Origin of the sequence: Streptomyces parvus (assembly GCF_032121415.1) — a bacterium.
GTDB lineage: Bacteria > Actinomycetota > Actinomycetes > Streptomycetales > Streptomycetaceae > Streptomyces > Streptomyces globisporus_A.
In genome coordinates this window covers 1660202-1686498 of sequence record NZ_CP135079.1, presented here as the reverse complement: position 1 = coordinate 1686498, position 26297 = coordinate 1660202, and the positions used below count along the sequence as shown (strand labels likewise).

Below are 26297 nucleotides of genomic sequence, written 5' to 3'. Positions count from 1 at the left end.
CCGGTGCCGGCACTTCGTACGGGCCTCTCGTACGAACTTTTCCGGAGGTTGCGCGTGAGCGCAGCAGACACCGCCGCCCCCGCCGGGGCCCCCGCCGCCGCACCCATGGACCACCGCCACGTCCTGCGGGCCCTCAGCGGGCTGCTCATCGTGCTGTTCGTGGCGATGATCAGCAGCACCGTGGTCTCGGTCGCGCTGCCGCAGATCATCGGGTCCCTCGACGGCACGCAGTCCCAGTACACCTGGGTCGTCACCGCGACCCTGCTCGCCTCCACGGCCTCCACCCCGATCTGGGGCAAGCTGGCCGACCTGTTCAGCAAGAAGCTGCTGCTCCAGATAGCCATCGGCCTCTTCGTCGTCTCGTCCGTCGCCTGCGGGTTCGCTCAGTCCACCGAGCAGCTCATCGCCTTCCGCGCCGTCCAGGGGCTCGGCATGGGCGCGCTCCAGGTGCTCGTCCAGGTGATCATCGCCGCGATGATCAGCCCGAAGGAGCGCGGACGCTACAACGGCTACCTCGGCGGCGTCATGGCCGTCGCCACCGTCGGCGGGCCGCTGCTCGGCGGGTTCATCACCGACGCCTCCTGGCTCGGCTGGCGCTGGTGCTTCTTCATCGCCGTGCCCTTCACGCTTCTCGCCTCCGTGATGCTCGCCCGCACCCTGCATCTCGTCGAGGTCCGCCGGCCCGACACCAAGGTCGACTACCTCGGGGCCTCCCTCATCGCCGCCGGGGTCAGCCTCCTGCTCCTCTGGGTCACCTTCGTCGGCGACGACTTCGACTGGATCTCCTGGCGGAGCGGACTGATGGTCGGCGGGAGCGTGGTCATCCTGGGGGCGGCCGTTCTCGTCGAGACCCGGGTCAAGGAGCCCGTCGTTCCGCTGCACGTCGTCCGCCGCCGCGACCCCGCCCTCGCCATCGTCGCCAGCCTCGCGGTCGGCATGGCCATGTTCGGCGGGGCCGTCTTCCTCGGCCAGTACTTCCAGATCGGCCGCGGGTACTCGCCGACCGAGGCGGGGCTCCTCACCATCCCGCTCATGGCGGGCGTCCTCGTCTCCTCCACCGTCGCCGGACGCCTCGTGTCCAAAACCGGCAAGGTCAAGCCGTTCATCGTCGCCGGTGTCCTCGTCCTCGCCCTCGGCTTCCTCGGACTGTCCTTCATCGACCACGAGACCTCGCTCGTGATGGTGTCGCTGGGGATGCTCGGTGTGGGGGTCGGGGTCGGTATGTCGATGCAGAATCTGGTGCTGGTCCTCCAGAACACCGTGCCGCTCAGCGAGATCGGCGCCGCCAGCGGGGCCATCACCTTCTTCCGCTCGCTCGGCGGCACCATGGGCGTCTCCGTCCTCGGCGCGGTCCTCGCCCACCAGGTGTCCACGAAGATCACGGACGGGCTCGCCGCGCTCGGCATCGACCCGGCCGCCTCCGGCTCCGGCGGCTCCACCCTCAACGTCGCCGCCATGCCGCCCCAGGTCCAGGACGTCGTCCGGGCCGCGTACGGGGACGCCACCGGCCACATCTTCCTCATCTCGGCCGGCATCGCCGTGATCGGTGTCATCGCCTCCCTGTTCCTCACGCCCACCAAGCTGAGGGACAGCGTGGATCTGTGAGCCCGCACGGCTCGTGCAGCCCGCTTCCGCGCCCCGCACGGGCGCGGAAGCGGGCTGTTGTACTGTTACGACCCCCGTACGCCACGGGGAACGAGGAGACCGGCCGAGGAGGTGAGACCCATTACCGCTGGACCAGGCTGGGTGCTCACCCCGCGCGATCACGTCGGACGGCCGGCGGCAGCAGGCGCAACGCCGGCAGGCCGGACGGACTAGGACGATCGTCGAGCGCCCATCGGTTTTCCCGAAAGGCTTCGCTCGTATGTCCGTTCGCCCCATCAGCTCCCTCTCCACCACCGCCCTCGCCCTCCGCCGCGCCGGGTGCGTCTTCGCCGAGGACGAGGCCCTCCTCCTCCACGAGGCCGCCGCTTCCCCCGACGAGCTGTCCGCACTCGTCGAGCGCCGCGCCGCCGGGCTCCCGCTCGAACACGTCCTGGGCTGGGCGGAGTTCCGCGGCCGCCGCTTCGCCGTGGACGCCGGTGTCTTCGTGCCCCGGCGGCGTACGGAGTTCCTCGTGGCGCAGGCCGCCGCCCTCGCACCCCGCCGGGCCGTCGTCGTCGACCTCTGCTGCGGTTCGGGTGCGCTCGGCGTCGCCCTCGCCACCGCCCTGGACCGGGTCGACCTGTACGCCTGTGACGTCGAACCCGCCGCGGTACGCTGCGCGCGGCGCAACGTCGACGGCCTCGGACAGGTCTACGAGGGCGACCTCTTCGACCCCCTTCCCACCGCCCTGCGCGGCCGCGTCGACGTGCTCCTTGCCAACGTTCCGTACGTTCCGACCGCCGATGTCGAGCTGCTCCCCGCCGAGGCCCGCGTCCACGAACCGCGCGTCGCCCTCGACGGGGGCGGCGACGGCCTCGACGTCATGCGCCGGGTCGCCGCCGAAGCACCCGACTGGCTCGCCCCGGGCGGCAGCATCCTGGTGGAGGCCAGTGAGCGGCAGCGGGATGTCGCGGCGGAGATTCTGCGCGCCGCCGGGCTCACCCCGCGGGTCCGGGTCTCCGAGGAGCTGTACGCCACCGTCGTCATCGGCACGGCCCGCCGGGTCACGTGAAGCGGTGGCGCGTCTGGCTGTACGGCGAACACATGGGCGTGGCCCGCCTCCGCCTGGACGAAGCTGCCGTCCGCGACGTCGAAGTGCCAGTCGGCACCGTACTTCGCCTCCCACTCCCGGGCCGGCTCCGCGAGCCGGCCGTGGTCCGTCACCCGGTCCGCCCGGCCCTCGACCACCACGTCGAAACCCGAGTCGAGGGTGTTGGCCCCCGTCGTCAGGACCACCTCGGGGTTGGCCGCCAGGTTGCGGGCCTTGCGTTCCGCCGGGCCCGTACAGAAGTGGAGGGCGCCCTGCGACCAGACGCCGATGAGCGGGGTGACGTGGGGGCGGCCGTCGAGAGGGACCGTGGAGAGCCAGTACAGCGGGGCGCCGGTCAGTGCGGCGGCCGTCTCCGGCCAGGGGCGGGCCGTCGCCCCCTCGCTGCTGTAGCGGGCGTCCAGCTCGGTGGCCGGGGGCTGCTGGTTCGGGGACATGGTTCCTCCGGGGTGGTGTCAGGCGGTGCTGCCAGGTCTTTCCCCCAACGGGTGGACTCCGCCCCCGCCCCGAATTCATCGGCACAGGACTAGGCTCGGAGAGCTGTGACGCCGGCAGGGACGCCGGCCGAGCAGTTCCGCAGATCGGTTCGGCTGGCAGGAGAGCACGGGATGACGACCGCGCCGGGGCGCAGAAGCAGTACGTTCACCAAGCTGCTGCGGCACGGATTCACCGACCCGTCCGCCGCCGAGCACCTCCTCGGCCTGGACGCGCTCGCCTCCGTACGGTCCGATCCGGTCCTCCTGGAAGCGCTCGGGGTGACCGCCGACCCCGATCTGGCCCTGCGCGGACTGGTCCGGATCGTGGAGGCGGGGGAGGAGAGCGAGCGGCAGGTGCTGCTCGACACCCTCATCACCGCCAAGCCCCTGCGCGACCGGCTCCTCGGGGTCCTCGGCGCCTCCGAGGCGCTCGGGGACCACCTGGCCAGGCACCCGCGCGACTGGCAGGCGCTCGTCACGTACGAGTCGGCCGACCTGAACCCCGGCGTCGCCGAGTTCGAGCAGGGGCTCGCCGGCGCCGCCGACCCGGACTCGCTGCGGGTCGCCTACCGTCGGTGCCTGCTCACCCTCGCCGCCCGGGACGTGTGCGGGACGACCGGTCTCGCCCAGACCGCCGCCGAGCTGGCCGACCTCGCCACCGCCACCCTGCGCGCCGCGCTCGCCATCGCCCGTACCGCCGCGCCCGAGGACGCCGCGCAGTGCCGGCTCGCCGTCGTGGCGATGGGCAAGTGCGGGGGGCGGGAGCTGAACTACGTCTCCGACGTCGACGTGATCTTCGTCGGAGAGGCGCGCGTCGGGGTCGACGAGACCAAGGCCATGCAGGCCGCCACCCGGCTGGCCGCGCACATGATGCGGATCTGCTCCGACACCACGGTCGAGGGCACCATCTGGGAGGTCGACGCCAACCTCCGCCCCGAGGGCCGCAACGGGCCGCTCGTGCGCACCCTCAGCTCCCACCTCGCCTACTACCAGCGCTGGGCCAAGACCTGGGAGTTCCAGGCCCTGTTGAAGGCCCGGGCGGTGGCCGGCGACCCCGAGCTGGGCGCGGAGTACGTCGAGGCGGTGTCACCGCTCGTCTGGGGGGCCGCCGACCGGGAGAACTTCGTCCCCGATGTGCAGAAGATGCGCCGCCGGGTCGTCGACAACATCCCCGCCGACCGCATCGAGCGCGAGCTGAAGCTCGGCCCCGGCGGGTTGCGGGACGTCGAGTTCGCGGTCCAGCTCCTCCAGTTGGTGCACGGGCGCAGCGATGCCTCGCTGCACAGCGGCTCCACCCTGGAGGCGCTGCGGGCGCTCGCCGAGGGCGGGTACGTGGGGCGCGCGGACGCCGCCCAGCTGGACGAGGCGTACCGTTTCCTGCGGGCGATGGAGCACCGCATCCAGCTCCACCGGCTGCGCCGCACCCACCTGGTCCCCGAGGACGAGGCGGATCTGCGGCGGCTCGGCCGGTCGCTCGGCATGCGCACGGATCCGGTGGCCGAGCTGAACAAGGCATGGAAGCGGCACGCCTCCGTCGTACGGCGGCTGCACGAGAAGATTTTCTACCGGCCGCTGCTGGACGCCGTCGCCCAGCTGGCCCCCGGCGAGTCCCGGCTCAGCGCGAAGGCCGCCGCGATCCGTCTGGAGGCCCTCGGGTACGCCGACCCGGCGGCCGCCCTGCGGCACCTGGAGGCACTCTCCTCCGGGGTGACCCGCAAGGCCGCCATCCAGCGCACGCTGCTGCCGGTGCTCCTCGGCTGGTTCGCGGACTCCGCCGACCCGGACGCCGGGCTCCTCGGCTTCCGCAAGGTGTCCGACGCACTCGGCAAGACCCCGTGGTATCTGCGGCTCCTGCGCGACGAGGGCGCCGCCGCGGAGAACCTCGCCCGGGTCCTCTCCGCCGGCCGCCTCGCGCCGGACCTCCTCATGCGGGCCCCGGAGGCTGTGGCGATCCTCGGCGACCCGGAGGGGCTGAAGCCGCGCACCCGGGACCACCTGGAGCAGGAGGTGCTGGCCGCGGTGGGGCGCGCGGGCGATGCGGAGTCGGCGGTCGCGGTGGTGCGCGGGGTGCGCCGCCGGGAGCTGTTCCGTACGACGGCCGCCGACCTCATCGGCTCGTACGGCACCGAGGACAGCCCCGCCGAGCAGGACCACGGGGCCCTCGTCGACCGCGTCGGCTCCGCCGTCACCGACCTCAACGCCGTCACCATCGCGGGCGCGCTGCGCGCCGCCGTCCGCGAGCGGTGGGGCGACACCCTGCCGACCCGGTTCGCCGTCATCGGCATGGGCCGCTTCGGCGGACACGAGCTGAGTTACGGCTCCGACGCCGACGTCCTCTTCGTCCATCAGCCGCGCGATGGCGTGAGCGACGAGGAGGCGGGGAAGGCGGCCAACGCGGTCGTGGGGGAGATGCGGCGACTGCTCCAACTGCCGACCGCCGACCCGCCCTTGCTCATCGACGCCGATCTGCGCCCCGAGGGCAGGACCGGGCCGATGGTGCGCACGCTGAAGTCGTACGAGGCGTACTACCGGCGCTGGTCGCTGGTCTGGGAGAGCCAGGCGCTGCTGCGGGCCGAACTCATGGCGGGTGACGAGGAGCTGGGGCGGTCCTTCGTCGAGCTGATCGATCCGCTGCGGTATCCGGTGGAGGGGCTCGGCGAGGACGCCGTACGCGAGATCCGCCGGCTCAAGGCGCGGATGGAGTCCGAGCGGATGCCGCGCGGCGCGGACCCCACGCTCCACGCGAAGCTGGGGCGGGGCGGGCTGAGCGATGTGGAGTGGACCGTCCAGTTGATCCAGATGCAGCACGGGTGGGCGGAGCCCGGCCTGCGCACGACGCGGACGCGGGAGGCGCTGGCCGCCGCGTGCGCGGCCGGCCTGATCCCGGCGGAGGACGCGCAGACGCTGGACGAGGCGTGGGTGCTGGCGGCGCGGGTGCGCAATGCGGTGATGCTGGTGCGTGGGCGGCCTGGCGACACGTTTCCGTCCGATCCTCGGGAGCTGGCGGCCGTGGGGCGGTATCTGGGGTACGAGCCGGGGCATGTCGGGGACATGCTGGACGACTACCGGCGGATCACTCGGCGGGCCCGGGCGGTGGTGGAGGAGCGGTTCTACGGGGCGGCGGGCTGAGGGTATCGCCCGGGGCCCGGCCCCGGGCCCCTACGGGGCTCCGCCCCCGACCCCGCTCCAAAGCGTCGGAGGGGCTGGAGAAGACGCAGTCCTTACGGCACGGCCGCTACGGCATGCGCGCCCCGGCCGCCTCCGGCTCGGCCTCCGCCCCCGGCTTGGGCGGTGCCTTCGGATCCGGTTCTGACGCCGGGCGGGGCAGGCGTGCCGCGCGCAGTCCGGTCAGCCGGCCTTCCGCCACCCCGGGCACCCCCTTCGGCAGCCGGTGCGGCAGCGAGCCGTACCAGACGCGGGAGACCGCGTAACCGAACGCGAGGCAGGCCATGCCGCCCACCGCGTCGAGCCAGAAGTGGTTGGCGGTGGCCACGATGACGACCAGGGTGAGGGTCGGGTAGAGCAGGCCCAGGACCCGGGCCCACGGCACCGAGGCCAGGGCGAAGATCGTCAGACCGCACCAGAGCGACCAGCCGATGTGCATCGACGGCATCGCCGCGTACTGGTTCGACATGTTCTTGAAGTTGCCCGAGGCCATCGAGCCCCACGTCTCGTGCACGAGGACCGTGTCGATGAAGTTCGCGCCGTTCATCAGACGGGGTGGCGCCAGTGGATAGAGGTAGTAGCCGAGCAGGGCCACGGCCGTCGTCGCGAAGAGCACCAGCCGGGTCGCGGCGTAGCGGCCGGGATGGCGTCGGAACAGCCAGACGAGGACGCCGATGGTCACGACGAAATGCAGCGTCGCGTAGTAGTAGTTCATCGACACGATCAGCCACGTCACGGAATTGACCGCGTGATTGACCGATTCCTCGAAGGCGAGGCCCAGGGACTTCTCCGCCGACCAGATCCAGTCCGCGTTACGCAGCGCCGCCGCCTTCTGCTCGGGGACGGCATTGCGCACGAGCGAATACAGCCAGTAACTGACCGCGATGAGCAGGATCTCGAACCAGAGCCGGGGGCGGCCGGGCGTCCGCAGCGAGCGGATGCGGGCCGACCGACCGGCCTTCCCGGTGGCCGGGGGAGGCGTGGACGACGCGGCGGCGGTCTCGGGGGCCGCCCCGGCCGCGATGGGTGAAGGACCGGCCGTCGACCGGCCTTCCTGTGCTGTCACCTGTGTTTCACCCATAGGCAGAGAGTCTTCCATAGAGCTTCCTCTGCCTACGATCATCCTCCGGTCGGGTTCCGGCCGCACGTCCTGCACCTCAAGGACGAGGAGCCGACCCCGAACCGCCTGCGGGTCCGGCGGCCGTCGAGCCGCGAACCACCAGCTCGGGCATGAAGACGAACTCGCTGTGCGGGGCCGGGGTTCCGCCGATCTCCTCCAGGAGCGTACGGACCGCGGCCTGGCCCATCGCCGTCACCGGCTGCCGGATCGTCGTCAGCGGCGGGTCCGTGAACGCTATGAGGGGCGAATCGTCGTAGCCGACCACGGAGAGGTCCCGGGGGACCTCCCTCGACTCCCGGCGGGCCGCCCGGATCGCCCCGAGCGCCATCATGTCGCTCGCGCACACGACCGCCGTGCAGCCGCGCTCCATCAGCGCGGTGGCGGCGGCCTGGCCGCCCTCCAGCGTGTACAGGGAGTGCTGGACCAGCTTCTCGATCTCCTCCTCGGCGAGGCCCAGCTGCTCCCGCATCGTCGCGTGGAAGCCCTCGATCTTGCGGAGCACCGGAACGAAGCGCTTGGGGCCGACCGCCAGGCCGATCCGGGTGTGGCCGAGCGCCGCCAGATGCGTCACCGCCAGCCGCATCGCCGCCCGGTCGTCCGGGGAGATGAACGGCGCCTGCACCTTGGCGGAGAAGCCGTTCACCAGGACGAAGGGGACGCCCTGGCCGCGCAGTTGCTCGTAGCGCTGCATATCCGCCGAAGTGTCCGCGTGCAGCCCGGAGACGAAGATGATGCCCGAGACGCCCCGGTCCACCAGCATTTCGGTGAGTTCGTCCTCGGTGGAGCCGCCGGGGGTCTGGGTCGCCAGCACCGGGGTGTAGCCCTGCCGCGTCAGCGCCTGGCCGATGACCTGGGCCAGCGCCGGGAAGATCGGGTTCTCCAACTCCGGGGTGATCAGGCCGACCAGCCCCGCGCTGCGCCTGCGCAGCCGCACCGGGCGTTCGTAGCCGAGGACGTCGAGCGCCGCGAGGACGGATTCGCGGGTGGCCGCCGCGACTCCGGGCTTGCCGTTCAGGACTCGGCTGACCGTCGCTTCGCTGACCCCCGCCTGAGTTGCGATATCGGCAAGCCGTGCGGTCATGGGATGCGACTGTACCGGGCCCGTGTCGGATTGCCCACTGTGCGGGGGGCCGTGTGGGACGGGGTTTCGGGCGGGCTTCCGGCAACGCCTTGCAAGGACTTGCGGGCCCGGATCGCGGACCGTTGCCGGATCGTCGCCCTGTGGATATGGCCAGGCCCGCCCGCCCCTGCCAGGGGTGGGCGAGGGTCGTCAAGGGGCTTGACGGCAACCTTGAGGACACGCGAATGTAACGATCACCAAGGCTTGCAGAAATCTTCCGCAAGGTCTTTCGGTCGTCTTTCATCCTTGTTACGTTCACGTCGACCCGGCGCCGCGACGGAGCGGTACGGCAGTTGAAGGAGTTCAGATGCGACGTGGCATAACGGCCACCGCCCTGGTCGCGGCCCTGGCGCTCGCGGCGACCGCCTGCGGCAGCGACGACGAGACCGGCAGCAAGAGCTCGGGCGAGCTCTCCGGCACCGTGACCTGGTGGGACACCTCCAGCGTCGGCAGCGAGGACAAGGTCTTCAAGAAGCTGGCCGAAGGCTTCGAGAAGAAGCACCCGAAGGTCGACGTCAAGTACGTCAACGTGCCCTTCGGCGAGGCGCAGAACAAGTTCAAGAACGCCGCCCAGGCCGGCGACGGCGCGCCCGACGTGATCCGCTCCGAGGTCGCCTGGACGCCGGACTTCGCCAACCTCGGCTACCTGGCCCCGCTGGACGGCACCGCCGCCCTGAAGAACCAGGACGACTTCCTCAAGCAGGCCGTCGCGTCCACCAAGTACGAGGACAAGACCTACGCCGTCCCGCAGGTCATCGACTCCATGGGCATTTTCTACAACAAGAAGATGTTCGAGGAGGCCGGTGTCGAGGCGCCCGCCGACCTGGCCGACCTCAAGACCGTCGCCAAGAAGATCAAGGACAAGACCGGCAAGACCGGCCTCTACCTCCGCGGCGACGACCCGTACTACTTCCTCTCCTTCCTGTACGGCGAGGGCGGCGACATGGTCGACGCCGGCTCCAAGAGCGTCACCATCGACAAGCCCGAGGGCGTCAAGGCGTTCAAGGCGGTCAAGGAACTGGTCGACGACGGCACCGCGAAGACGGATGCCTCGGACGGCTGGGAGAACATGATGCAGGCGTTCAAGAACGGCGACGTCGCGATGATGATCAACGGCCCCTGGGCCGTCGCCGACACCCTGACCGGCAGTGAGTTCACGGACAAGGACAACCTGGGCGTCGCCCCGGTCCCGGCCGGCTCCGCCGCCCAGGGCGCCCCGCAGGGCGGCCACAACCTCGCCGTCTACGCCGGCTCCAAGAACCTCGACGCCTCCTACGCCTTCGTCGAGTACATGACGTCCGTGGACAGCCAGGCCACCGCCGCCGGCGAGCTGAACCTGCTGCCCACCCGCACCTCCGCGTACGCCAAGAAGGAAGCGGTCGACAGCGAGATCGTCGGCTTCTTCAAGCCGGTCGTCGAGACCGCCGTCGAGCGCCCCTGGATCCCGGAGGGCGGCAGCCTCTTCGAGCCGCTGCGCATCGAGTACACCAAGGTCCTCACCGGCCAGACCACGCCGGAGAAGGCCGCCAAGGCCACCGGCGACTCGTACCGCAAGCTCCTGAAGGACTGGAAGTAACAGGAAGGTTGGCCGACTGATGGCTGTCCACACCAGCCAGTCGGTGGTGAAGGCCGCGGGCGAGAACACCGCCCGCGGCCGGAGCCGCGGTACTGGCACCCCACCGCCGACCCCCGGCCGCCTCCGGCGCGCCCTGTCGGTCCACTGGTACGCCTGGGCCATGGTCGCCCCGGTCGTCGTCGTGATCGGCGTGATCATCGGTTATCCGCTGGTCCGCGGTATCTACCTCTCGCTGACCGACGCAGACGAGCGCAACGTCGCCCGCTCCATCGGGGTCAACGAGATCCCCGCCACCTACGAGTTCATCGGCGCCGACAACTACGTCGACGCGCTGACCGGCTCGCAGTTCCTCGGCACGCTCGGCTGGACACTGGTGTGGACGGTCTCCTGCGTGAGCATCACGTTCGCCCTCGGCATGGCCCTGGCGAACATCCTCAACCGCCGTATCGCCGGACGCTCCGCCTACCGCATGGCCCTCATCCTGCCCTGGGCCATCCCCGGCTTCGTCTCCGTCTTCGCCTGGCGCTTCCTCTACAACGAGGAGCGCGGCCTGCTCAACAAGATCCTCGGGGGCGCCGGCTTCGACGCCGTCCCGTGGCTCAACGACCCGACCTGGGCCAAGTTCGCGGTCATCGCCGTCAACGTCTGGCTCGGCGTCCCGTTCATGATGGTCGCCCTCCTCGGCGGACTCCAGTCCATCCCCTCCGAGCAGTACGAGGCGGCCGAGATGGACGGCGCGACCGCCTGGCAGCGCTTCCGCCACATCACGCTGCCCGGACTGCGCCCGGTCTCCACCACGGTGATCCTGCTCTCCACCATCTGGACCTTCAACATGTTCCCGGTGATCTTCCTGCTGACCCGCGGCGGACCCGGTGAGGCGACCCAGATCCTGGTGACCCAGGCGTACAAGTTCTCCTTCGAGATCAGCCCGCGCGACTACGCGCAGTCCTCCACGTGGGGCGTGCTGATCCTCGTCCTCCTGATGGTCTTCGCCGTCGTCTACCGGCGGGTCCTGCGCTCCCAGGGAGACAACTGGTGACCACCGTGACCGACACCCCCGCCCGGCACGCCGTGCGCAAGGTCCGCCTCCGCGGCGAGCGCTCCCCGCTCGCCTCCGCCGGCCTCCACCTGACCCTGATCACCGCCTCGGTGATCGCGGTCTTCCCGGTGCTGTGGGTCCTGCTGACCTCGCTCAAGCCCGCCAAGTACGCGACCACCACGGACTTCTTCCGCGAGACGACGCTCGTCAACTACACGAACCTCATCCGCGACACCGAGTTCCTCAACTGGTTCGCCAACTCCGTGATCATCTCCGCGCTCTCCACCGTGATCGGCGTCTTCGTCGCCGCCACCACCGGATACGCGGTCAGCCGCTTCCGCTTCCCCGGCAAGCGCGGGCTGATGTGGACGCTGCTGATCACCCAGATGTTCCCGGTCGCCGTCCTCATCGTGCCGATCTACAACATCATGTCGACCCTGGGGCTGCTCAACCAGCCGGCCGGTCTCGTCATCACCTACCTCACCATCTCGGTGCCGTTCTGCGCCTGGATGATGAAGGGCTTCTTCGACACCATCCCGCGCGAGATCGACGAGTCGGGGGAGGTCGACGGCCTCACCCCGTTCGGCACCTTCTTCCGGCTGATCCTGCCGCTGGCCAAGCCGGGCCTCGCCGTCACCGCGTTCTACTCCTTCATCACCGCCTGGGGCGAAGTCGCCTACGCCTCCGCCTTCCTGGTCGGCGACGAGAACCTCACGCTGGCCGGCGGACTCCAGAAGTTCGTCAACCAGTACGGAGCCCAGTGGGGTCCCATGACCGCGGCCTCCGTCCTCATCGCCATCCCGGCCGCCCTGGTGTTCCTCTTCGCCCAGAAGCACCTGGTCACCGGCATGTCCGCCGGAGCCGTCAAGGGCTGACACCGCCACGACGCCCCGCACCCGCACGCATCACCGCACCCGTCACGGCGGCGCCGGAAACCCCGACCCGGTCACCGGCGCCGCTCCCCACCCAGACACCCCAGGGACGACATGACCCAGCACCTCGCTGCCCCCTCCACCGGCACGTCCGACGACGCCCCGGGCCACCGCACCGGCTGGTGGCAGGACGCGGTGATCTACCAGGTCTATCCGCGGAGCTTCGCCGACGGCAACGGCGACGGCATGGGCGACCTCCCCGGCGTCACCGCCCGCCTGCCCCACCTCAGGGACCTGGGCGTCGACGCGGTGTGGCTCTCCCCCTTCTACGCATCCCCGCAGGCCGACGCGGGCTACGACGTCTCCGACTACCGGGCCATCGACCCCATGTTCGGCAACCTGCTGGACGCCGACGCGCTGATCCGCGAGGCGCACGGCCTGGGCCTGCGCGTCATCGTCGACCTGGTCCCCAACCACTCCTCCGACCAGCACGAGTGGTTCAAGCGCGCCCTGGCCGAGGGCCCCGGCTCCGCCCTGCGCGAGCGCTACCACTTCCGCCCCGGCAAGGGCGCCGACGGTGAACTCCCGCCCAACGACTGGGAGTCCATCTTCGGCGGCCCCGCCTGGACCCGTACGGTGAACCCGGACGGCACCCCCGGCGACTGGTACCTCCACCTCTTCGCCCCCGAGCAGCCCGACTTCAACTGGGAACACCCGGCCGTCGCCGACGAGTTCCGTTCCATCCTGCGCTTCTGGCTCGACATGGGCGTCGACGGCTTCCGGGTCGACGTCGCCCACGGCCTCGTCAAGGCCGAGGGGCTGCCCGACCTCGGCACCCACGACCAGCTCAAGCTGCTCGGCAACGACGTCATGCCGTTCTTCGACCAGGACGGTGTGCACGCGATCTACCGCAGCTGGCGCACCATCCTCGACGAGTACCCCGGCGAGAGGATCGCCGTCGCCGAGGCGTGGACCCCGACCGTCGAGCGCACCGCCAACTACGTGCGCCCCGACGAGATGCACCAGGCGTTCAACTTCCAGTACCTCGCCACCGCCTGGGACGCCGCCGAGCTCCGCAAGGTCATCGACTCCTCGCTCGACGCCATGCGCCCGGTCGGCGCCCCCACCACCTGGGTGCTCTCCAACCACGACGTCACCCGGCACGCCACCCGGTACGCCAACCCGCCCGGCCTCGGCACCCAGATCCGCACCCCCGGCGACCGCGAGCTGGGCCTGCGCCGCGCCCGCGCCGCCTCCCTGCTGATGCTCGCCCTGCCCGGCTCCGCCTACGTCTACCAGGGCGAGGAGCTCGGCCTGCCCGACGTCACCGACCTGCCCGACGAGGCCCGCCAGGACCCGTCGTTCTTCCGCGCCGAGGGCCAGGACGGCTTCCGCGACGGCTGCCGCGTCCCGATCCCGTGGACCCGCGAGGGCACGAGTTACGGCTTCGGCGACGGCGGCAGCTGGCTCCCGCAGCCCGCCGGCTGGGGCGAGCTGTCCGTCGAGGCGCAGACCGGAGTGGAGGGCTCCACCCTGGAGCTGTACCGGGCCGCCATCGCCGCCCGCCGCGAACACCCGGGCCTCGGCGCGGGCACGGACGTCGAATGGCTGGACGGCCCCGAAGGCGTCCTCGTCTTCGCCCGCCCCGGCTTCGTCTGCACCGTCAACACCACCGGCGCCCCCGTCCGTACCGCCGCCCGCGGCCGGGTGCTGCTCGCCAGCTCCCCGGTCACCGTGGACGGCGCAGAGGCCGAGCTGCCCGCCGACACCACGGTGTGGTGGACGGTGTGACACTCCCCGCGCCCAGGACCACCGCCGCGCCCCGCCTCTCCGACATCGCCGGACAGGCGGCGGTCAGCGAGGCGACGGTCAGCCGGGTCCTGAACGGGAAGCAGGGCGTCGCGGACTCCACGCGTCAGCGGGTGCTCGCGGCGCTCGACATCCTGGGCTACGAACGCCCCGTACGGCTGCGGCAGCGCAGCGCCGGACTGATCGGTCTGGTGACGCCCGAGCTCACCAACCCGATCTTCCCGGCGTTCGCGCAGTCCGTCGAACAGGTGTTGGCCGGGCACGGCTACACCCCCGTGCTCTGCACCCAGCTCCCGGGCGGGGCCACCGAGGACGAACTCGTCGAGCAGCTCGTCGAGCGCGGCGTCGGCGGCATCGTCTTCCTGTCCGGGCTGCACGCGGACACCTCCGCCGACCCCGGACGGTATGCCGCGCTCTCCGAGCGCGGCGTGCCGTTCGTCCTGATCAACGGGTACAACGAGCGCATCAGCGCCCCGTTCGTCTCGCCCGATGACAACGCTGCCGTACGGATGGCCCTCCAGCACCTCGCCGACCTCGGCCACCGCCGGATCGGCCTGGCCATCGGCCCGCAGCGCTACGTCCCCTCCCGCCGCAAGCGGGACGGGTTCGTGGAGGCGGCCGCCTCGGTGCTCGGCATGGACCGGTCCGAGGCCGAAACGCTCGTCTGCTCCACCCTGTTCAGCGTCGAGGGCGGCCAGGTGGCGGCGGGCGCCCTGCTGGACGCGGGGTGCACCGGCATCGTCTGCGGCAGCGACCTGATGGCGCTGGGCGTGGTCCGCGCCGCGCGGGGGAGGGGACTGGACGTACCGCGCGACGTCTCGGTCGTCGGCTTCGACGACTCCCAGCTCATCGCGTTCACCGACCCGCCCCTGACCACCGTGCGCCAGCCCGTGCAGGCGATGGCGGCGGCCGCGGTGGGGGCGCTGCTGGAGGAGATCGGCGGGAGCCCGGTGCAGCGCACGGAGTACGTCTTCCAGCCGGAGCTGGTCGTACGGGGCTCGACCGCGGCGGCGCGCGTGTAGAGCGGTCCGGCGGGGCCGCGGGGGACACGTACAGGAGAGGCACCAGGAGTCGGCCCAGGAAGGGCCGGCGGGGAGTTGTAGCGACTCCGGGTGCCTCTCTTGTCGTGACCGGCCCGGCCGGCCGGGCGCGTGGAGTCCGGAACCGCGAGACGGGACCGGAACCCTCGGCCGACCGGACCGGAGTCGAAGGCAACGTAACAGGCCCGCAATATCTTGCGAAAGACCTTGCAGGAAGAAAACTGCTTCGTTTCGCGGATATGAGCAGCGTGTGTCCAAAGGGTTGACCGGCAGGGGGAGGGCTCGTACGGTCTGCTCCGCGGCAAGGTTTGCATTCTTGCAGCAAGAACCTTCAGAAGCCTTGAGGGCATGGCGCGTTGCCGACTGAGGCTGCACCGTCACCCGCGTTTCCCCCACCCGCAGGAGGAAAGACATGGCCCGCAGACCACTGTCTGCCGCGCTCGCCCTCGTGGCCGGCGCCGCCGCCCTCGTCGTCCCCACCGGATTCGGCGCCGCGTCCCCCGCGCAGGCCGCCGCTCCGGGCGACAAGGACGTCACCGCCGTGATGTTCGAGTGGAAGTTCGCCTCCATAGCCAAGGCATGCACGGACACCCTCGGTCCGGCGGGCTACGGCTACGTCCAGGTCTCGCCGCCCCAGGAGCACATCCAGGGCGGCCAGTGGTGGACCTCCTACCAGCCCGTCAGTTACAGGATCGCCGGCCGTCTCGGTGACCGGGCCGCCTTCTCCGCCATGGTCAACACGTGTCACTCGGCGGGCGTGAAGGTCGTCGCGGACTCCGTCATCAACCACATGGCGGCGGGCAACGGCACCGGCACCGGCGGCTCCGCGTACACGAAGTACGACTACCCGGGCCTCTACTCCGGCGCCGACATGGACGACTGCCGGTCCCAGATCAGCAACTACAACGACCGCGGCAACGTCCAGAACTGCGAACTGGTCGGCCTCGCCGACCTGGACACCGGCGAGGACTACGTACGCGGCAAGATCGCCGGATACCTCAACGACCTGCTCTCGCTCGGCGTGGACGGCTTCCGCATCGACGCCGCGAAGCACATGCCCGCCGCCGACCTGGCCGACATCAAGTCCCGGCTGGCCAACCCGAACGTCTACTGGAAGCAGGAGGCGATCCACGGGGCCGGCGAAGCCGTCTCGCCCTCCGAATACCTCGGCACCGGGGACGTCCAGGAGTTCCGTTACGGGCGGAGCCTCAAGCAGGTCTTCCTCAACGAGAACCTCGCGCACCTGAAGAACTTCGGTGAGGGCTGGGGCTTCATGGCGTCCGGCAAGTCCGGCGTCTTCGTCGACAACCACGACACCGAGCGGGGCGGCGACACCCTCAACTACAAGAACGGCTCCGCCTACACCCTCGCCAACGTCTTCATGCTGGCCTACCCCTACGGCTCCCCGGACGTCCACTCCGGCTACGAGTTCAGCGACCACGACGCCGGACCGCCCGGCGGCGGACAGGTCAACGCCTGCTACAGCGACGGCTGGAAGTGCCAGCACGCCTGGCGCGAGATCTCCTCCATGGTCGGCTTCCGCAACACCGCACGCGGCCAGGCCGTCACCAACTGGTGGGACAACGGCGGCGACCAGATCGCCTTCGGCCGCGGGAACAAGGCGTACGTCGCCATCAACCACGAGGGCTCCGCGCTGAACCGGACCTTCCAGACCTCGCTGCCCGCCGGTGACTACTGCGACGTCCAGTCCGGCAAGGGCGTCACCGTCAACGGCTCCGGCCAGTTCACCGCCACCGTCCCGGCCGGCACCGCCGTCGCCCTGCACACGGGCGCCCGTACATGCTCCGGGGGCGGCGGCACGAACCCCGGCCCCGGCAACGGCTCCTCCGGCGCCTCCTTCGGCGTCAACGCCACCACCCAGCCCGGTCAGAACATCCACGTCACCGGCGACCAGGCCGCCCTCGGCAACTGGAACCCGGCGAACGCCCCCAAGCTCGACCCGGCCGCGTACCCCGTGTGGAAGCTGGACGTGGCCCTGCCCGCCGGGACCACGTTCGCCTACAAGTACGTCCGCAAGGACGCGGCCGGCAACGTCACCTGGGAGAGCGGCGCCAACCGCACCGCCACCGTCCCGGCCTCCGGGAAGGTCACGCTCACCGCCGACGTCTGGCGCGGCTGACCCGTACCCCCTTCTCCGCGGGCCGGTGGCGGCGCCACCGGCCCGCGGCCCACCTCCTGACATCAGCCGAGGAGCACCCTCCGTGTCCCGAACCACCCTCAGGCGAGGGGCGGTGGCCGCCCTGTGCGCGGCGCTGCTGCCCGTCGTCCCGGCGGCCACGGCCGCCGCGTCACCCCGGCCGCCGGCCCCGCCCTCGGACGCCGAGCTCGCCCGTGAGCCGGCCCGGCACGACCTGACGCGCGAGCAGTTCTACTTCGTGCTGCCCGACCGCTTCGCCAACGGCGACGCCTCCAACGACCGGGGCGGGCTGACCGGTTCACGTCTCGACCACGGCTACGACCCCACCGACAAGGGGTTCTACCAGGGCGGCGACCTCAAGGGGCTCACTCGGAAGCTCGACTACATCAAGGGACTCGGCACCACCGCCATCTGGATGGCGCCGATCTTCAAGAACCGGCCCGTCCAGGGCACCGGCAAGGACGCGTCGGCGGGCTACCACGGCTACTGGATCACCGACTTCACCCAGGTCGACCCGCACTTCGGCACCAACGCCGACCTGGAGAAGCTGATCGACAAGGCCCACGCCAAGGGCATGAAGGTCTTCTTCGACGTCATCACCAACCACACCGCCGACACCGTCGACCACGCGGAGAAGGCCTACGGCTACAAGCCCAAGGGCGCCTTCCCCTACCTCGACCAGGACGGCCGCCCGTTCGACGACCGCGAGGGCGTCGAGAAGGTGGACCGGGGCTCCTTCCCGTACACCCCGGTGCAGGCCCCCGGCACCGGAAAGAAGGTGCCCTCCTGGCTCAACGACCCCACCATGTACCACAACCGGGGCGACTCGACGTGGGCCGGAGAGTCCAACGAGTACGGCGACTTCTCCGGGCTCGACGACCTGTGGACCGAGCGTCCCGAGGTCGTGAGGGGCATGGAGAAGATCTACGAGAAGTGGGTCCGCGACTTCGACATCGACGGCTTCCGCATCGACACCGTCAAACACGTCGACCTGGACTTCTGGACCCAGTGGGCCACCGCGCTCGACGAGTACGCGGCCAAGCGCGGCCGGGACGACTTCTTCATGTTCGGCGAGGTCTATTCCGCCGACACCGAGGTCACATCCCCGTACGTGACCCGGGGCCGCCTGGACTCCACGCTGGACTTCCCGTTCCAGGACGCCGTCCGGCAGTTCGCCTCCCAGGGCGCTCCGGCCGAGAAGCTCGCCTCGGTGTACGGCAACGACTTCCGCTACACCACCGGCAAGGCCAACGCCTACGAGCAGGTCACCTTCCTCGGCAACCACGACATGGGCCGGATCGGGACCTTCCTCAGGCAGGACAACCCCAAGGCCGATGACGCCGAGCTGCTGAAGCGGGCCCGGCTCGCCAACGAGCTGATGTTCCTCGGCCGCGGCAACCCGGTGGTCTACTACGGCGACGAGCAGGGCTTCACCGGCGCGGGCGGCGACAAGGACTCCCGCCAGACCCTCTTCGCCTCGAAGACAGCCGACTACCTCGACGACGACCAGCTCGGCACCGACCGGACCCACGCCTCGGACGCGTACGACACGAAGCACCCCGTCTACCGCTCCATCGCCGCGCTCTCCCAGCTCACCGAGGAGCACCCGGCACTGCGGGACGGCACCCAGATCGAGCGGCTCGCGGACGGCTCGGTGTACGCCACCTCGCGCATCGCGACCGAGCGGCCGTACGAGTACCTCGTCGCCTCCAACAACAGCGCGAGCCCGAGGGAGGTCCAGCTCGCCACCGAGTCGACCGAGATGAACTTCCGTACCCTGTACGGCGGTTCCGGCACGGTCCGCAGTGGCAAGGACAAGAAGGTCACCGTCACCGTGCCCGCCCTGACCAGCCTGGTGCTCAAGGCGGACAAGGCCGTCGGCGCCCCCGCCGCCAAGCCCGCGGTTTCGCTGAAGGTCCCCGCCGCCGGCGCCACCGGCACCGTCGGGATCGCCGCCGACGTGGACGGCGGACAGCTCAACCGGGTCGTCTTCGCCGCCCAGGTCGGCAACGGCACGTGGCAGACGCTCGGCACCGCCGACCACGCCCCGTACCGGGTCACCCAGCACCTCGACGCGACGGTGAAGGCGGGCACCCCGCTGCGCTACAAGGCCGTCGTCGTCGACCGCACCGGCCGCACCTCCAGCGCCCTGGCGTCCACCACCGCCGGTCAGGCGCCGCCGCCCGGCAAGCCCGTCGCCGTCGAGCGCGACCGGGCCGTCGTCCACTACCAGCGCCCCGACGGCGACTACGACGGCTGGCAGCTCAAGGCCGGGGGGAAGACCGCCGCGTTCATCGGGCGGGACGCCTACGGCGCGTTCGCCTGGATCGACCTGGAGAAGGGCACCGACTCCGTCCCGTACACCGTCGAGAAGAACGGCACGGCCGACGGACCGCAGCGGACCATCGACCTCGGCGTGACCGGACAGGTCTGGATCGAGCAGGGCAAGGACGGGCAGACGGCCGAAGCCCCCGAGACCCCGCCGCAGGACACCACCAAGGCCGTCCTCCACTACCACCGTCCGGACGGGAACTACGACGGCTGGGGGCTGCACACCTGGACCGGTGCCAGGGAACCCACCGACTGGGCCGAGCCGCTGATGCCGGTGAAGAAGGACGCCTACGGGGTCACCTTCGAGGTGCCTCTCGTCGACGGCGCCACCAGCCTCGGCTACATCCTGCACAAGGGCGACGAGAAGGACCTGCCCAGCGACCAGTCCCTCGACCTCGCCACCTACGGCCACGAGGTCTGGATGCTCGGCGGCAAGCCCGGCTACCTCCTCCCGCAGACCGGCGGCGGCGCGGCCCCCGACCTGTCCAGGGCCGAGGCGCAGTGGATCGACGCCGACACCGTCGTCTGGAAGGTGAAGACCACCGACGCCACCAGCCAGCAGCTCGTGTACGCGAAGAAGGGCGGCATCTCCGTCGTCGACGGGGCGCTCTCCGAGGAGGGGCAGTGGCTGCGGCTCCAGCAGGGCGAGCTGAGCGACGCCCAGAAGGCCGAGTTCCCCCACCTGAAGGACTATCCGGCGTTCACCGTCGACGCCCGCGACCGCGACCGCGTCCGCGAGTCCCTGCGGGGCCAGCTGATCGCCACCCAGCGCGCCGCCAACGGGGCCCTGCTCGCCGCCACCGGCGTACAGACGGCCGGAATCCTGGACGACCTGTACGGCAGGAAGGCCGCCTCGGCCGAACTCGGCCCGGTCTTCCGCGAGAAGACGCCCACCCTCTCCGTCTGGGCCCCCACCGCACAGGCCGTCGCCCTCGAACTCGACGGCCGTACCGTCCCGATGAAGCGCGACGACCGCACCGGCGTCTGGTCCGTCACCGGAAGGAAGAGCTGGCAGGGCAAGCCCTACCGGTACGCCGTGACCGTCTGGGCCCCCACCGTCCAGAAGGTGGTGACCAACAGGGTCACCGACCCCTACTCCACCGCCCTGACCGCCGACTCCGCCCGCAGCCTCGTCGTCGACCTCACCGACCCCGAGCTGGCGCCGCGCGGCTGGTCCGGTCTGAAGAAGCCCGCCGCCACCCCGCTGCGGGACGCCCAGATCCAGGAGCTGCACGTCCGGGACTTCTCCGTCACGGACCGCACGGCGAAGCACCCCGGTGAGTACCGGGCCTTCACCGACACCCGCTCGAAGGGCATGCGGCACCTCAAGAAGCTCGCCGACTCCGGCACGAGCTACGTCCACCTGCTGCCCGTCTTCGACATCGGGACCATCCCGGAGAAGAAGAAGGACCAGGCGACGCCCGACTGCGACCTGACCGCCTCCGCACCCGACTCCGAGAAGCAGCAGGAGTGCGTGAGCAAGGCCGCCGCAAAGGACGGCTTCAACTGGGGCTACGACCCGCTGCACTACACCGTCCCCGAGGGCTCCTACGCCTCCGACCCGGACGGCACCGAGCGCACGGTCGAGTTCCGGCAGATGGTCCAGGGTCTCAACAAGGCCGGACTGCGCACCGTCATGGACGTCGTCTACAACCACACCGTCGCCTCCGGGCAGGACGACAAGTCGGTGCTCGACAAGATCGTGCCCGGCTACTACCAGCGGCTCCTGGAGGACGGCACCGTCGCCACCTCCACCTGCTGCGCCAACACCGCCCCCGAGAACACCATGATGGGCAAGCTCGTCGTCGACTCCGTCGTCACCTGGGCCAAGGAGTACAAGGTCGACGGCTTCCGCTTCGACCTGATGGGCCACCACCCCAAGGACAACATCCTTGCGGTCCGCAAGGCGCTGGACCGGCTCACCCCCGCCGAGGACGGCGTCGACGGCAAGAAGATCATCCTGTACGGGGAGGGCTGGAACTTCGGCGAGATCGCGGACGACGCCCGCTTCGTCCAGGCCACCCAGAAGAACATGGCCGGCACCGGCATCGCCACCTTCTCCGACCGGGCCCGCGACGCCGTGCGCGGTGGCGGCCCCTTCGACGAGGACCCCGGCGTCCAGGGCTTCGCCTCCGGCCTCTACACCGACCCCAACTCCTCGCCCGCCAACGGCGCCCGGGCCGAGCAGAAGGCCCGGCTGCTGCACTACCAGGACCTGATCAAGGTCGGCCTCACCGGCAACCTCGCCGGCTACACCTTCACCGACACCTCCGGGCGTACGGTCAAGGGCGCCGACGTCGACTACAACGGGGCGCCGGCCGGATACGCTGCCGCACCCGGCGACGCGCTCGCCTACTCCGACGCCCACGACAACGAGACCCTCTTCGACGCCCTCGCCTTCAAGCTCCCGGCCGACTCCACGGCCGCCGAGCGGGCCAGGGCCCAGGTGGTCGCGATGGCCGCCTCCGTCCTCTCCCAGGGGCCCTCGCTCTCCCAGGCGGGCACCGACCTGCTGCGCTCCAAGTCCCTGGACCGCAACTCCTACGACAGCGGCGACTGGTTCAACGCCCTGCACTGGGACTGCCGCGACGGCAACGGCTTCGGCCGGGGTCTCCCGCCCGCCGCCGACAACCGGGACAAGTGGTCGTACGCCAAGCCGCTCCTGGCCGCCACCGGCACCATCGCCCCCGACTGCGCCGAGATCGACGGGGCTTCGGCCGCCTACCGCGACCTGCTCGCCATCCGCTCCACCGAGAAGGAGTTCTCCCTGCGCACCGCGGACCAGGTGCAGTCCGCCCTGTCCTTCCCGCTCTCCGGCAAGGACGAGACCCCCGGCGTGATCACCATGCGCCTCGGCAAGCTCGTCGTCGTCCTCAACGCCGCCCCGGACGCCGCCACCCAGCGGCTCGCCGCACCGGCGGGGAAGACGTACGCGCTGCACCCGGTCCAGGCCAAGGGCGCGGACCTTACTGTCAAACGAGCCAGGTACGACGGCAAATCAGCCACTTTCACCGTACCGGGACGCACCGCGGCCGTCTTCACCCTGCGCTGACCTCCCACGGCACTACGGTGACGGCAGACGTCGGCAACGGAGCCGCGACAGCCGTCCCCGGCACCGTCCGGCCGGTCCCGGCCACCCCGACGGGGGTGGCCGGGACCGGCCCGGTTCGCGTGGCGGGATCCCGCCCGGAGCGGTCGGCTCACCGGCGCCCCCTGCCCCAGCGTGCGGACGGTGATGATGACCAAGGTGGGATACCTTCCCGAGGAGACGAGCAGCTTCGTCGGGAGGCGGGCCGAACTGGCCCGGCTGCACACCGCGTTGACCACCCGGCGGATGACCACCCTGATCGGCCCCGGCGGGGTCGGCAAGACCCGGCTCGCGCTCCGGGCGGCCCGCGCGGTCGCCGACCGTTACCCGGACGGCGCATGGTGGGCCGACCTCTCCCCGCTCTACGACGACCGGCTGCTGCTCCCCACCGTCTCGGACGCGGTCGGACTCGCCGACCACACCCTTCGCATGCCCGTCGAGGCGCTCTGCGAATGGCTCGGCGACAAGCACCTCCTGCTGGTCCTCGACTCCGCCGAACACCTCCGCGGACCCTGCTCCCACCTGCTCGCCGAAATCCTGACCACCTCGATCGGCCTGACCGTCCTGGTCACCAGCAGGCAGCCGCTCGGCACCCGCGGCGAGCACGTCGTCGAGGTGCCGCCGCTCCCGGTCGACGGCGCGCCCGACGCCCTCCAGCTCTTCGCCGACCGGCTGCGCGCCACCGACCCCCGGGCCGGCCTCGACGCCCCCGGGGACGAGGCGGCCGCCGCCGAGATCTGCCGCCGCCTCGAAGGCATCCCGCTCGCCATCGAACTGGCCGCCGCGGGCATCGGCCGGCACAGCGTGGCCCAGCTCGCCACCCGGATCGGCACCCGCTTCGACACCCGGAACGGCACCGTCGCCCTCGCCCCCGGCGGCTCCCGCCTCGACCTCCTCGCCGACGAGAACGTCTGGCCCCGCCGCCACCGCACCCTGCGCACCGCCATCGGCTGGTCGCACGAGCTGTGCACCCCGCTGGAGCGCCTTTTGTGGGCCAGGCTCACCCCGCTGCGCACCGACTTCGACGCGGAGGTCGCCCGCGAGGTCTGCGCCGGGGGACCGCTCACCCCCGACGAGGTGGACCGGGCGCTCCAGGGGCTCGTCGCCCAGTCCGTCGTCCAGCGCGACGGCGACCGCTACCGGATGCTCGACACGCTGCGCGAGTACGGCCGGATGTGGCTCGCCGAGCTGGGCGAGGCCCGCGCCGCCGCCGACCGGCACGCCGGAAGCTTCCTCGGCCTCGCCCGCCGCGCCCACGAGGGCTGGACCGGACCGGACCAGGTGTCCTGGTACCACAAGGTGTCCGACACCCACCTGGACCTGTGCGCGGCCCTGGAGCACCTGCTCGCCCACGACGTCGAGGGGGCCCAGGAGATGGCGGGCCGGGTCGGCTTCTTCTGGGCCTGCTGCGGCCACCTCTCCGAAGCCCGGAACTACGCCCAGCGCGCCCTGGACGCGGGCCCCGCCGAGGGACCCCACCGGACCAGGCTGCAGTGGGTCCTCGGCGTCGCGGCCCTGCTCCAGAGCGACTTCGCGACCGCCGAGAAGTACGGGGCGCTCTGCACGGCCACCGCTCTGTACGACCGGGACGACGAGGGCATGCTCGGCGCCACGTACCTCTCCGGGCTCACCCGGCTGATGACCGGGGAGCCCGCGGCGGCCCTGGAGGCGGCCGGGCGCGTCCTGCGGATGACCGAGGGCGTCCCCGTGGACTCCGGCCACCGGCTGCGCTGTCGCCTCGTCACCGTCTTCGCGCTCACCGCGCTGGGCCGGCTCGCCGAGTCCGAGGCGGCGGCCACCGCGCTGCGCCGCGCCTGCGAACGCGCCGGTGAGTTCTGGACCCGCTCCTACGCGGACTACCAGCTCGCCCTGATCGCCCTGCTCCAGGGCCGCCCGGAGGCCTCCGCCACGCACGCCCGGGCGATGCTCGCGGGCAAGCACCGGCTCCGCGACAGCTTCGGCATCGCACTGGGCCTGGACCTCCTGGCCGCCGCCATCGCCGCCCAGGGCGCCGGTGCCCAGGCCGCCCGGGTCTACGGCACCGGGCACGCGTACTGGCGGATGGTCGGCCACCCCCAGCGCGGCACACCCGAGCTGGCCCCGGTCCGCGAGCGGTGCGAACGCCAGGCGCGGGCGGCCGTCGGCGACGAGGCGTACCAGCGGGCCTTCGAGCGCGGCCAGTCGGACAACGCCGAGGTCGGCCTCGCTGCCGCCCTGCGCACCGAACTACAGCTCTGACCAGGGTGTGAGCGTCATTCGTGGTTCCGGACTACCCGCATCCACCGCCAATGGGTAAGGTTAGGCATACCTAAGTCGCCGCTTGGGTTCCGCTGACCCTCCCTGGAGAACTCGGATGCGTCTTCACCGCCCCCGCGCCACGCAGCCGACCCGCGCCGAGCGTGTCCGGTCGATCCTGACCGTCGCCCACTCCATGACGGTGGTCAGCGACGGACTGCACACCGAGGTCCGCCGCCTCGACGGCACGGGCGCGATGGGCCACATCCACCTGCATGCCCCGGACGACGGCAGCCGCGCGCCGACCGCCGAACGCGTCCCGGCCCGCCTGGAGTTCACGGACATCGCCGCCACCCCCGTACGCGACCGGCTGCGCGCCCGCGTCACGGTCACCGGGCTGCTGGCCTCCCCGTACAGCACCGGCACCGAGCAGTCCACGTGCATGGAGTTCGGGCAGGCCGTCCTGGAGGATGCCGAGGGCCGCACCTTCGTCACCCTGGAGGAGCTGGAGGAGGCGGAGACCGATCCGATCGCCGCCTGTGAGGCGGGCATGCTCACCCATCTCGTGGACGACCACGCCGAACTGGTCCCGCTGCTGCTGCGCCTGGTCCACCCCCGCCCGGAGCGCGGCATGACCCGGGCCGTGCCGCTGGCGATGGACCGGTACGGCGTGACCCTGCGGCTCGAATACCCGAACGCCCACGAGGACGTCCGGCTGCCGTTCCCCCGCCCGGTCACCGAGATCGACCAGGCGGGCCCGCAGATCCACGCCCTGCTGGCCGCCGCCCGCCGCGTCTCCCACCGCAACGGCCTGCCCGCCTGAGCCCTACGGCTTCGCCGGCCGCTGGGCCGGGACCGGCGGCCCGTCCGGCGCGAACGCGGAGAGCCGGGCCAGCAGGTCCCCGAACGGGCCGTCCGCCGGCTCCTGGGACAGCACCCGCAGCACGATGCCCGCCATCTCCTGGTCGTACGCGGCGCTGACGGCGGCCAGCGCCGCGAAGTCGTGCACCAGCTGCATCTCCAGCTCCTCGCGCGAAATGCGCCGCCCGTCCAGCCAGATCAGCGCCGTCGACTCGGCGAGCGACACCCAGGAGCGGACCACCAGCTCCAGCCGGGCGGGCGGTTCGCCCACCCCGAGATGCGTGATGATCTGCTCGTACGCGGCCTGCCGCACCCCGTCGATCATGGCGTTCGCCGTCGAGGAGCCGGCGGCGGGCCCGCCGCGCATCAGCGCCGAGAAGCCCGGGCCGTGCTCGTCGACGAAGTCGAAGAACCGCCCCATCACCCGCAGCAGCCGCGCCCCCAGGGGCCCTTCGAGCGGCTCCAGGAAGCGGGCCGCCAGCTCGTCGGCGGCCCGGCGCAGCGCCGCCTCGTACAGGCTCTGCTTCCCGGGGAAGTAGTGGTACACCAGCGGACGCGAGATCCCCGCGGCGGCGGCGATCTCGTCGATCGACACGTCCTCGGGCGAGCGGCGGCTGAACAAGTCCAGCGCGACGCCGATCAGTTGCTGTCTGCGCTCGTCGACGCCCATCCTGCGCCGCACCCCGGTCGTCATGCGAACAGCCTATCCGGGGCG

General features: G+C 71.4%; 15 protein-coding genes and 1 pseudogene. 12 read left to right on the top strand and 4 right to left on the bottom strand.

What is annotated here, in order from left to right; translation table 11 throughout:
- Window positions 1-54 precede the first annotated feature (54 nt).
- Both RNL97_RS08690 and RNL97_RS08685 read left to right on the top strand, forming a co-directional pair.
- Entirely contained in the window at window positions 55-1605 is a 1551-nt protein-coding gene (locus tag RNL97_RS08690) for an MDR family MFS transporter (RefSeq protein ID WP_030583808.1), read from the top strand.
- 259 nt (window positions 1606-1864) lie between these two features.
- The gene (locus tag RNL97_RS08685; protein ID WP_030583804.1) at window positions 1865-2656 is read left to right on the top strand and encodes a putative protein N(5)-glutamine methyltransferase; all 792 of its coding nucleotides are present in this window, start codon (window positions 1865-1867) and stop codon (window positions 2654-2656) included.
- Between the two features lie 14 nt (window positions 2657-2670).
- Here the strand turns inward: RNL97_RS08685 and RNL97_RS08680 are convergent.
- Window positions 2671-3129 (bottom strand): annotated as a pseudogene (locus tag RNL97_RS08680) (pyridoxamine 5'-phosphate oxidase family protein); the annotation flags it as partial.
- 171 nt (window positions 3130-3300) lie between these two features.
- On the opposite strand from RNL97_RS08680, the gene RNL97_RS08675 reads away from it, so the two are divergent.
- Window positions 3301-6297, top strand: coding sequence for a bifunctional [glutamine synthetase] adenylyltransferase/[glutamine synthetase]-adenylyl-L-tyrosine phosphorylase (locus RNL97_RS08675; RefSeq protein WP_030583797.1), 2997 nt, complete (start codon window positions 3301-3303; stop codon window positions 6295-6297).
- Between the two features lie 106 nt (window positions 6298-6403).
- Here the strand turns inward: RNL97_RS08675 and RNL97_RS08670 are convergent, their stop codons facing one another.
- Together RNL97_RS08670 and RNL97_RS08665 are read right to left on the bottom strand one after the other, a co-directional pair.
- The gene (locus RNL97_RS08670) at window positions 6404-7414 is read right to left on the bottom strand and encodes a phosphatase PAP2 family protein (RefSeq protein ID WP_032765601.1); all 1011 of its coding nucleotides are present in this window, start codon (window positions 7412-7414) and stop codon (window positions 6404-6406) included.
- Between the two features lie 76 nt (window positions 7415-7490).
- Window positions 7491-8534 carry a LacI family DNA-binding transcriptional regulator gene (locus RNL97_RS08665; RefSeq protein ID WP_030583791.1) on the bottom strand — a complete coding sequence of 348 codons (1044 nt, stop codon included), beginning with the start codon at window positions 8532-8534 and terminating at the stop codon, window positions 7491-7493.
- Window positions 8535-8880: 346 nt separating this feature from the next.
- Between RNL97_RS08665 and RNL97_RS08660 the strand changes: the two genes are divergently transcribed.
- From RNL97_RS08660 to RNL97_RS08620, 9 genes are all read left to right on the top strand, one after another.
- Window positions 8881-10149, top strand: a complete 1269-nt coding sequence (locus tag RNL97_RS08660) for an extracellular solute-binding protein (RefSeq protein WP_030583789.1) — start codon at window positions 8881-8883, stop codon at window positions 10147-10149.
- 19 nt (window positions 10150-10168) lie between these two features.
- Window positions 10169-11188 carry a carbohydrate ABC transporter permease gene (locus RNL97_RS08655; protein WP_030583787.1) on the top strand — a complete coding sequence of 340 codons (1020 nt, stop codon included), beginning with the start codon at window positions 10169-10171 and terminating at the stop codon, window positions 11186-11188.
- Window positions 11185-12063, top strand: coding sequence for a sugar ABC transporter permease (locus tag RNL97_RS08650; protein WP_030583784.1), 879 nt, complete (start codon window positions 11185-11187; stop codon window positions 12061-12063). The genes RNL97_RS08655 and RNL97_RS08650 overlap by 4 nt, the downstream gene beginning before the upstream one ends.
- A 111-nt stretch (window positions 12064-12174) precedes the next feature.
- A complete protein-coding gene (locus RNL97_RS08645; protein ID WP_030583781.1) occupies window positions 12175-13851 on the top strand; it encodes a glycoside hydrolase family 13 protein in 1677 nt (558 codons plus the stop codon).
- Complete coding sequence (locus tag RNL97_RS08640) at window positions 13848-14891, top strand: LacI family DNA-binding transcriptional regulator (RefSeq protein ID WP_032765639.1); 1044 nt, start codon at window positions 13848-13850, stop codon at window positions 14889-14891. The genes RNL97_RS08645 and RNL97_RS08640 overlap by 4 nt, the downstream gene beginning before the upstream one ends.
- Before the next feature lie 430 nt (window positions 14892-15321).
- Complete coding sequence (locus RNL97_RS08635) at window positions 15322-17049, top strand: carbohydrate-binding module family 20 domain-containing protein (RefSeq protein ID WP_030583775.1); 1728 nt, start codon at window positions 15322-15324, stop codon at window positions 17047-17049.
- 82 nt (window positions 17050-17131) lie between these two features.
- On the top strand, window positions 17132-22450 hold the full coding sequence (gene pulA, locus RNL97_RS08630) for a pullulanase-type alpha-1,6-glucosidase (protein WP_243313855.1): 5319 nt from the start codon (window positions 17132-17134) through the stop codon (window positions 22448-22450).
- Between the two features lie 183 nt (window positions 22451-22633).
- The gene (locus tag RNL97_RS08625) at window positions 22634-24724 is read left to right on the top strand and encodes an ATP-binding protein (RefSeq protein WP_030583767.1); all 2091 of its coding nucleotides are present in this window, start codon (window positions 22634-22636) and stop codon (window positions 24722-24724) included.
- 115 nt (window positions 24725-24839) lie between these two features.
- Window positions 24840-25544 (top strand): DUF2470 domain-containing protein, encoded by a 705-nt coding sequence (locus RNL97_RS08620; RefSeq protein WP_030583764.1) that lies wholly within the window; start codon window positions 24840-24842, stop codon window positions 25542-25544.
- A 3-nt stretch (window positions 25545-25547) separates the two neighbouring features.
- Here RNL97_RS08620 and RNL97_RS08615 read toward each other — a convergent pair whose 3' ends face one another.
- Window positions 25548-26276: a TetR/AcrR family transcriptional regulator gene (locus RNL97_RS08615; protein ID WP_030583760.1), complete on the bottom strand. Its 729-nt coding sequence runs from the start codon at window positions 26274-26276 to the stop codon at window positions 25548-25550.
- Window positions 26277-26297: the final 21 nt, after the last annotated feature.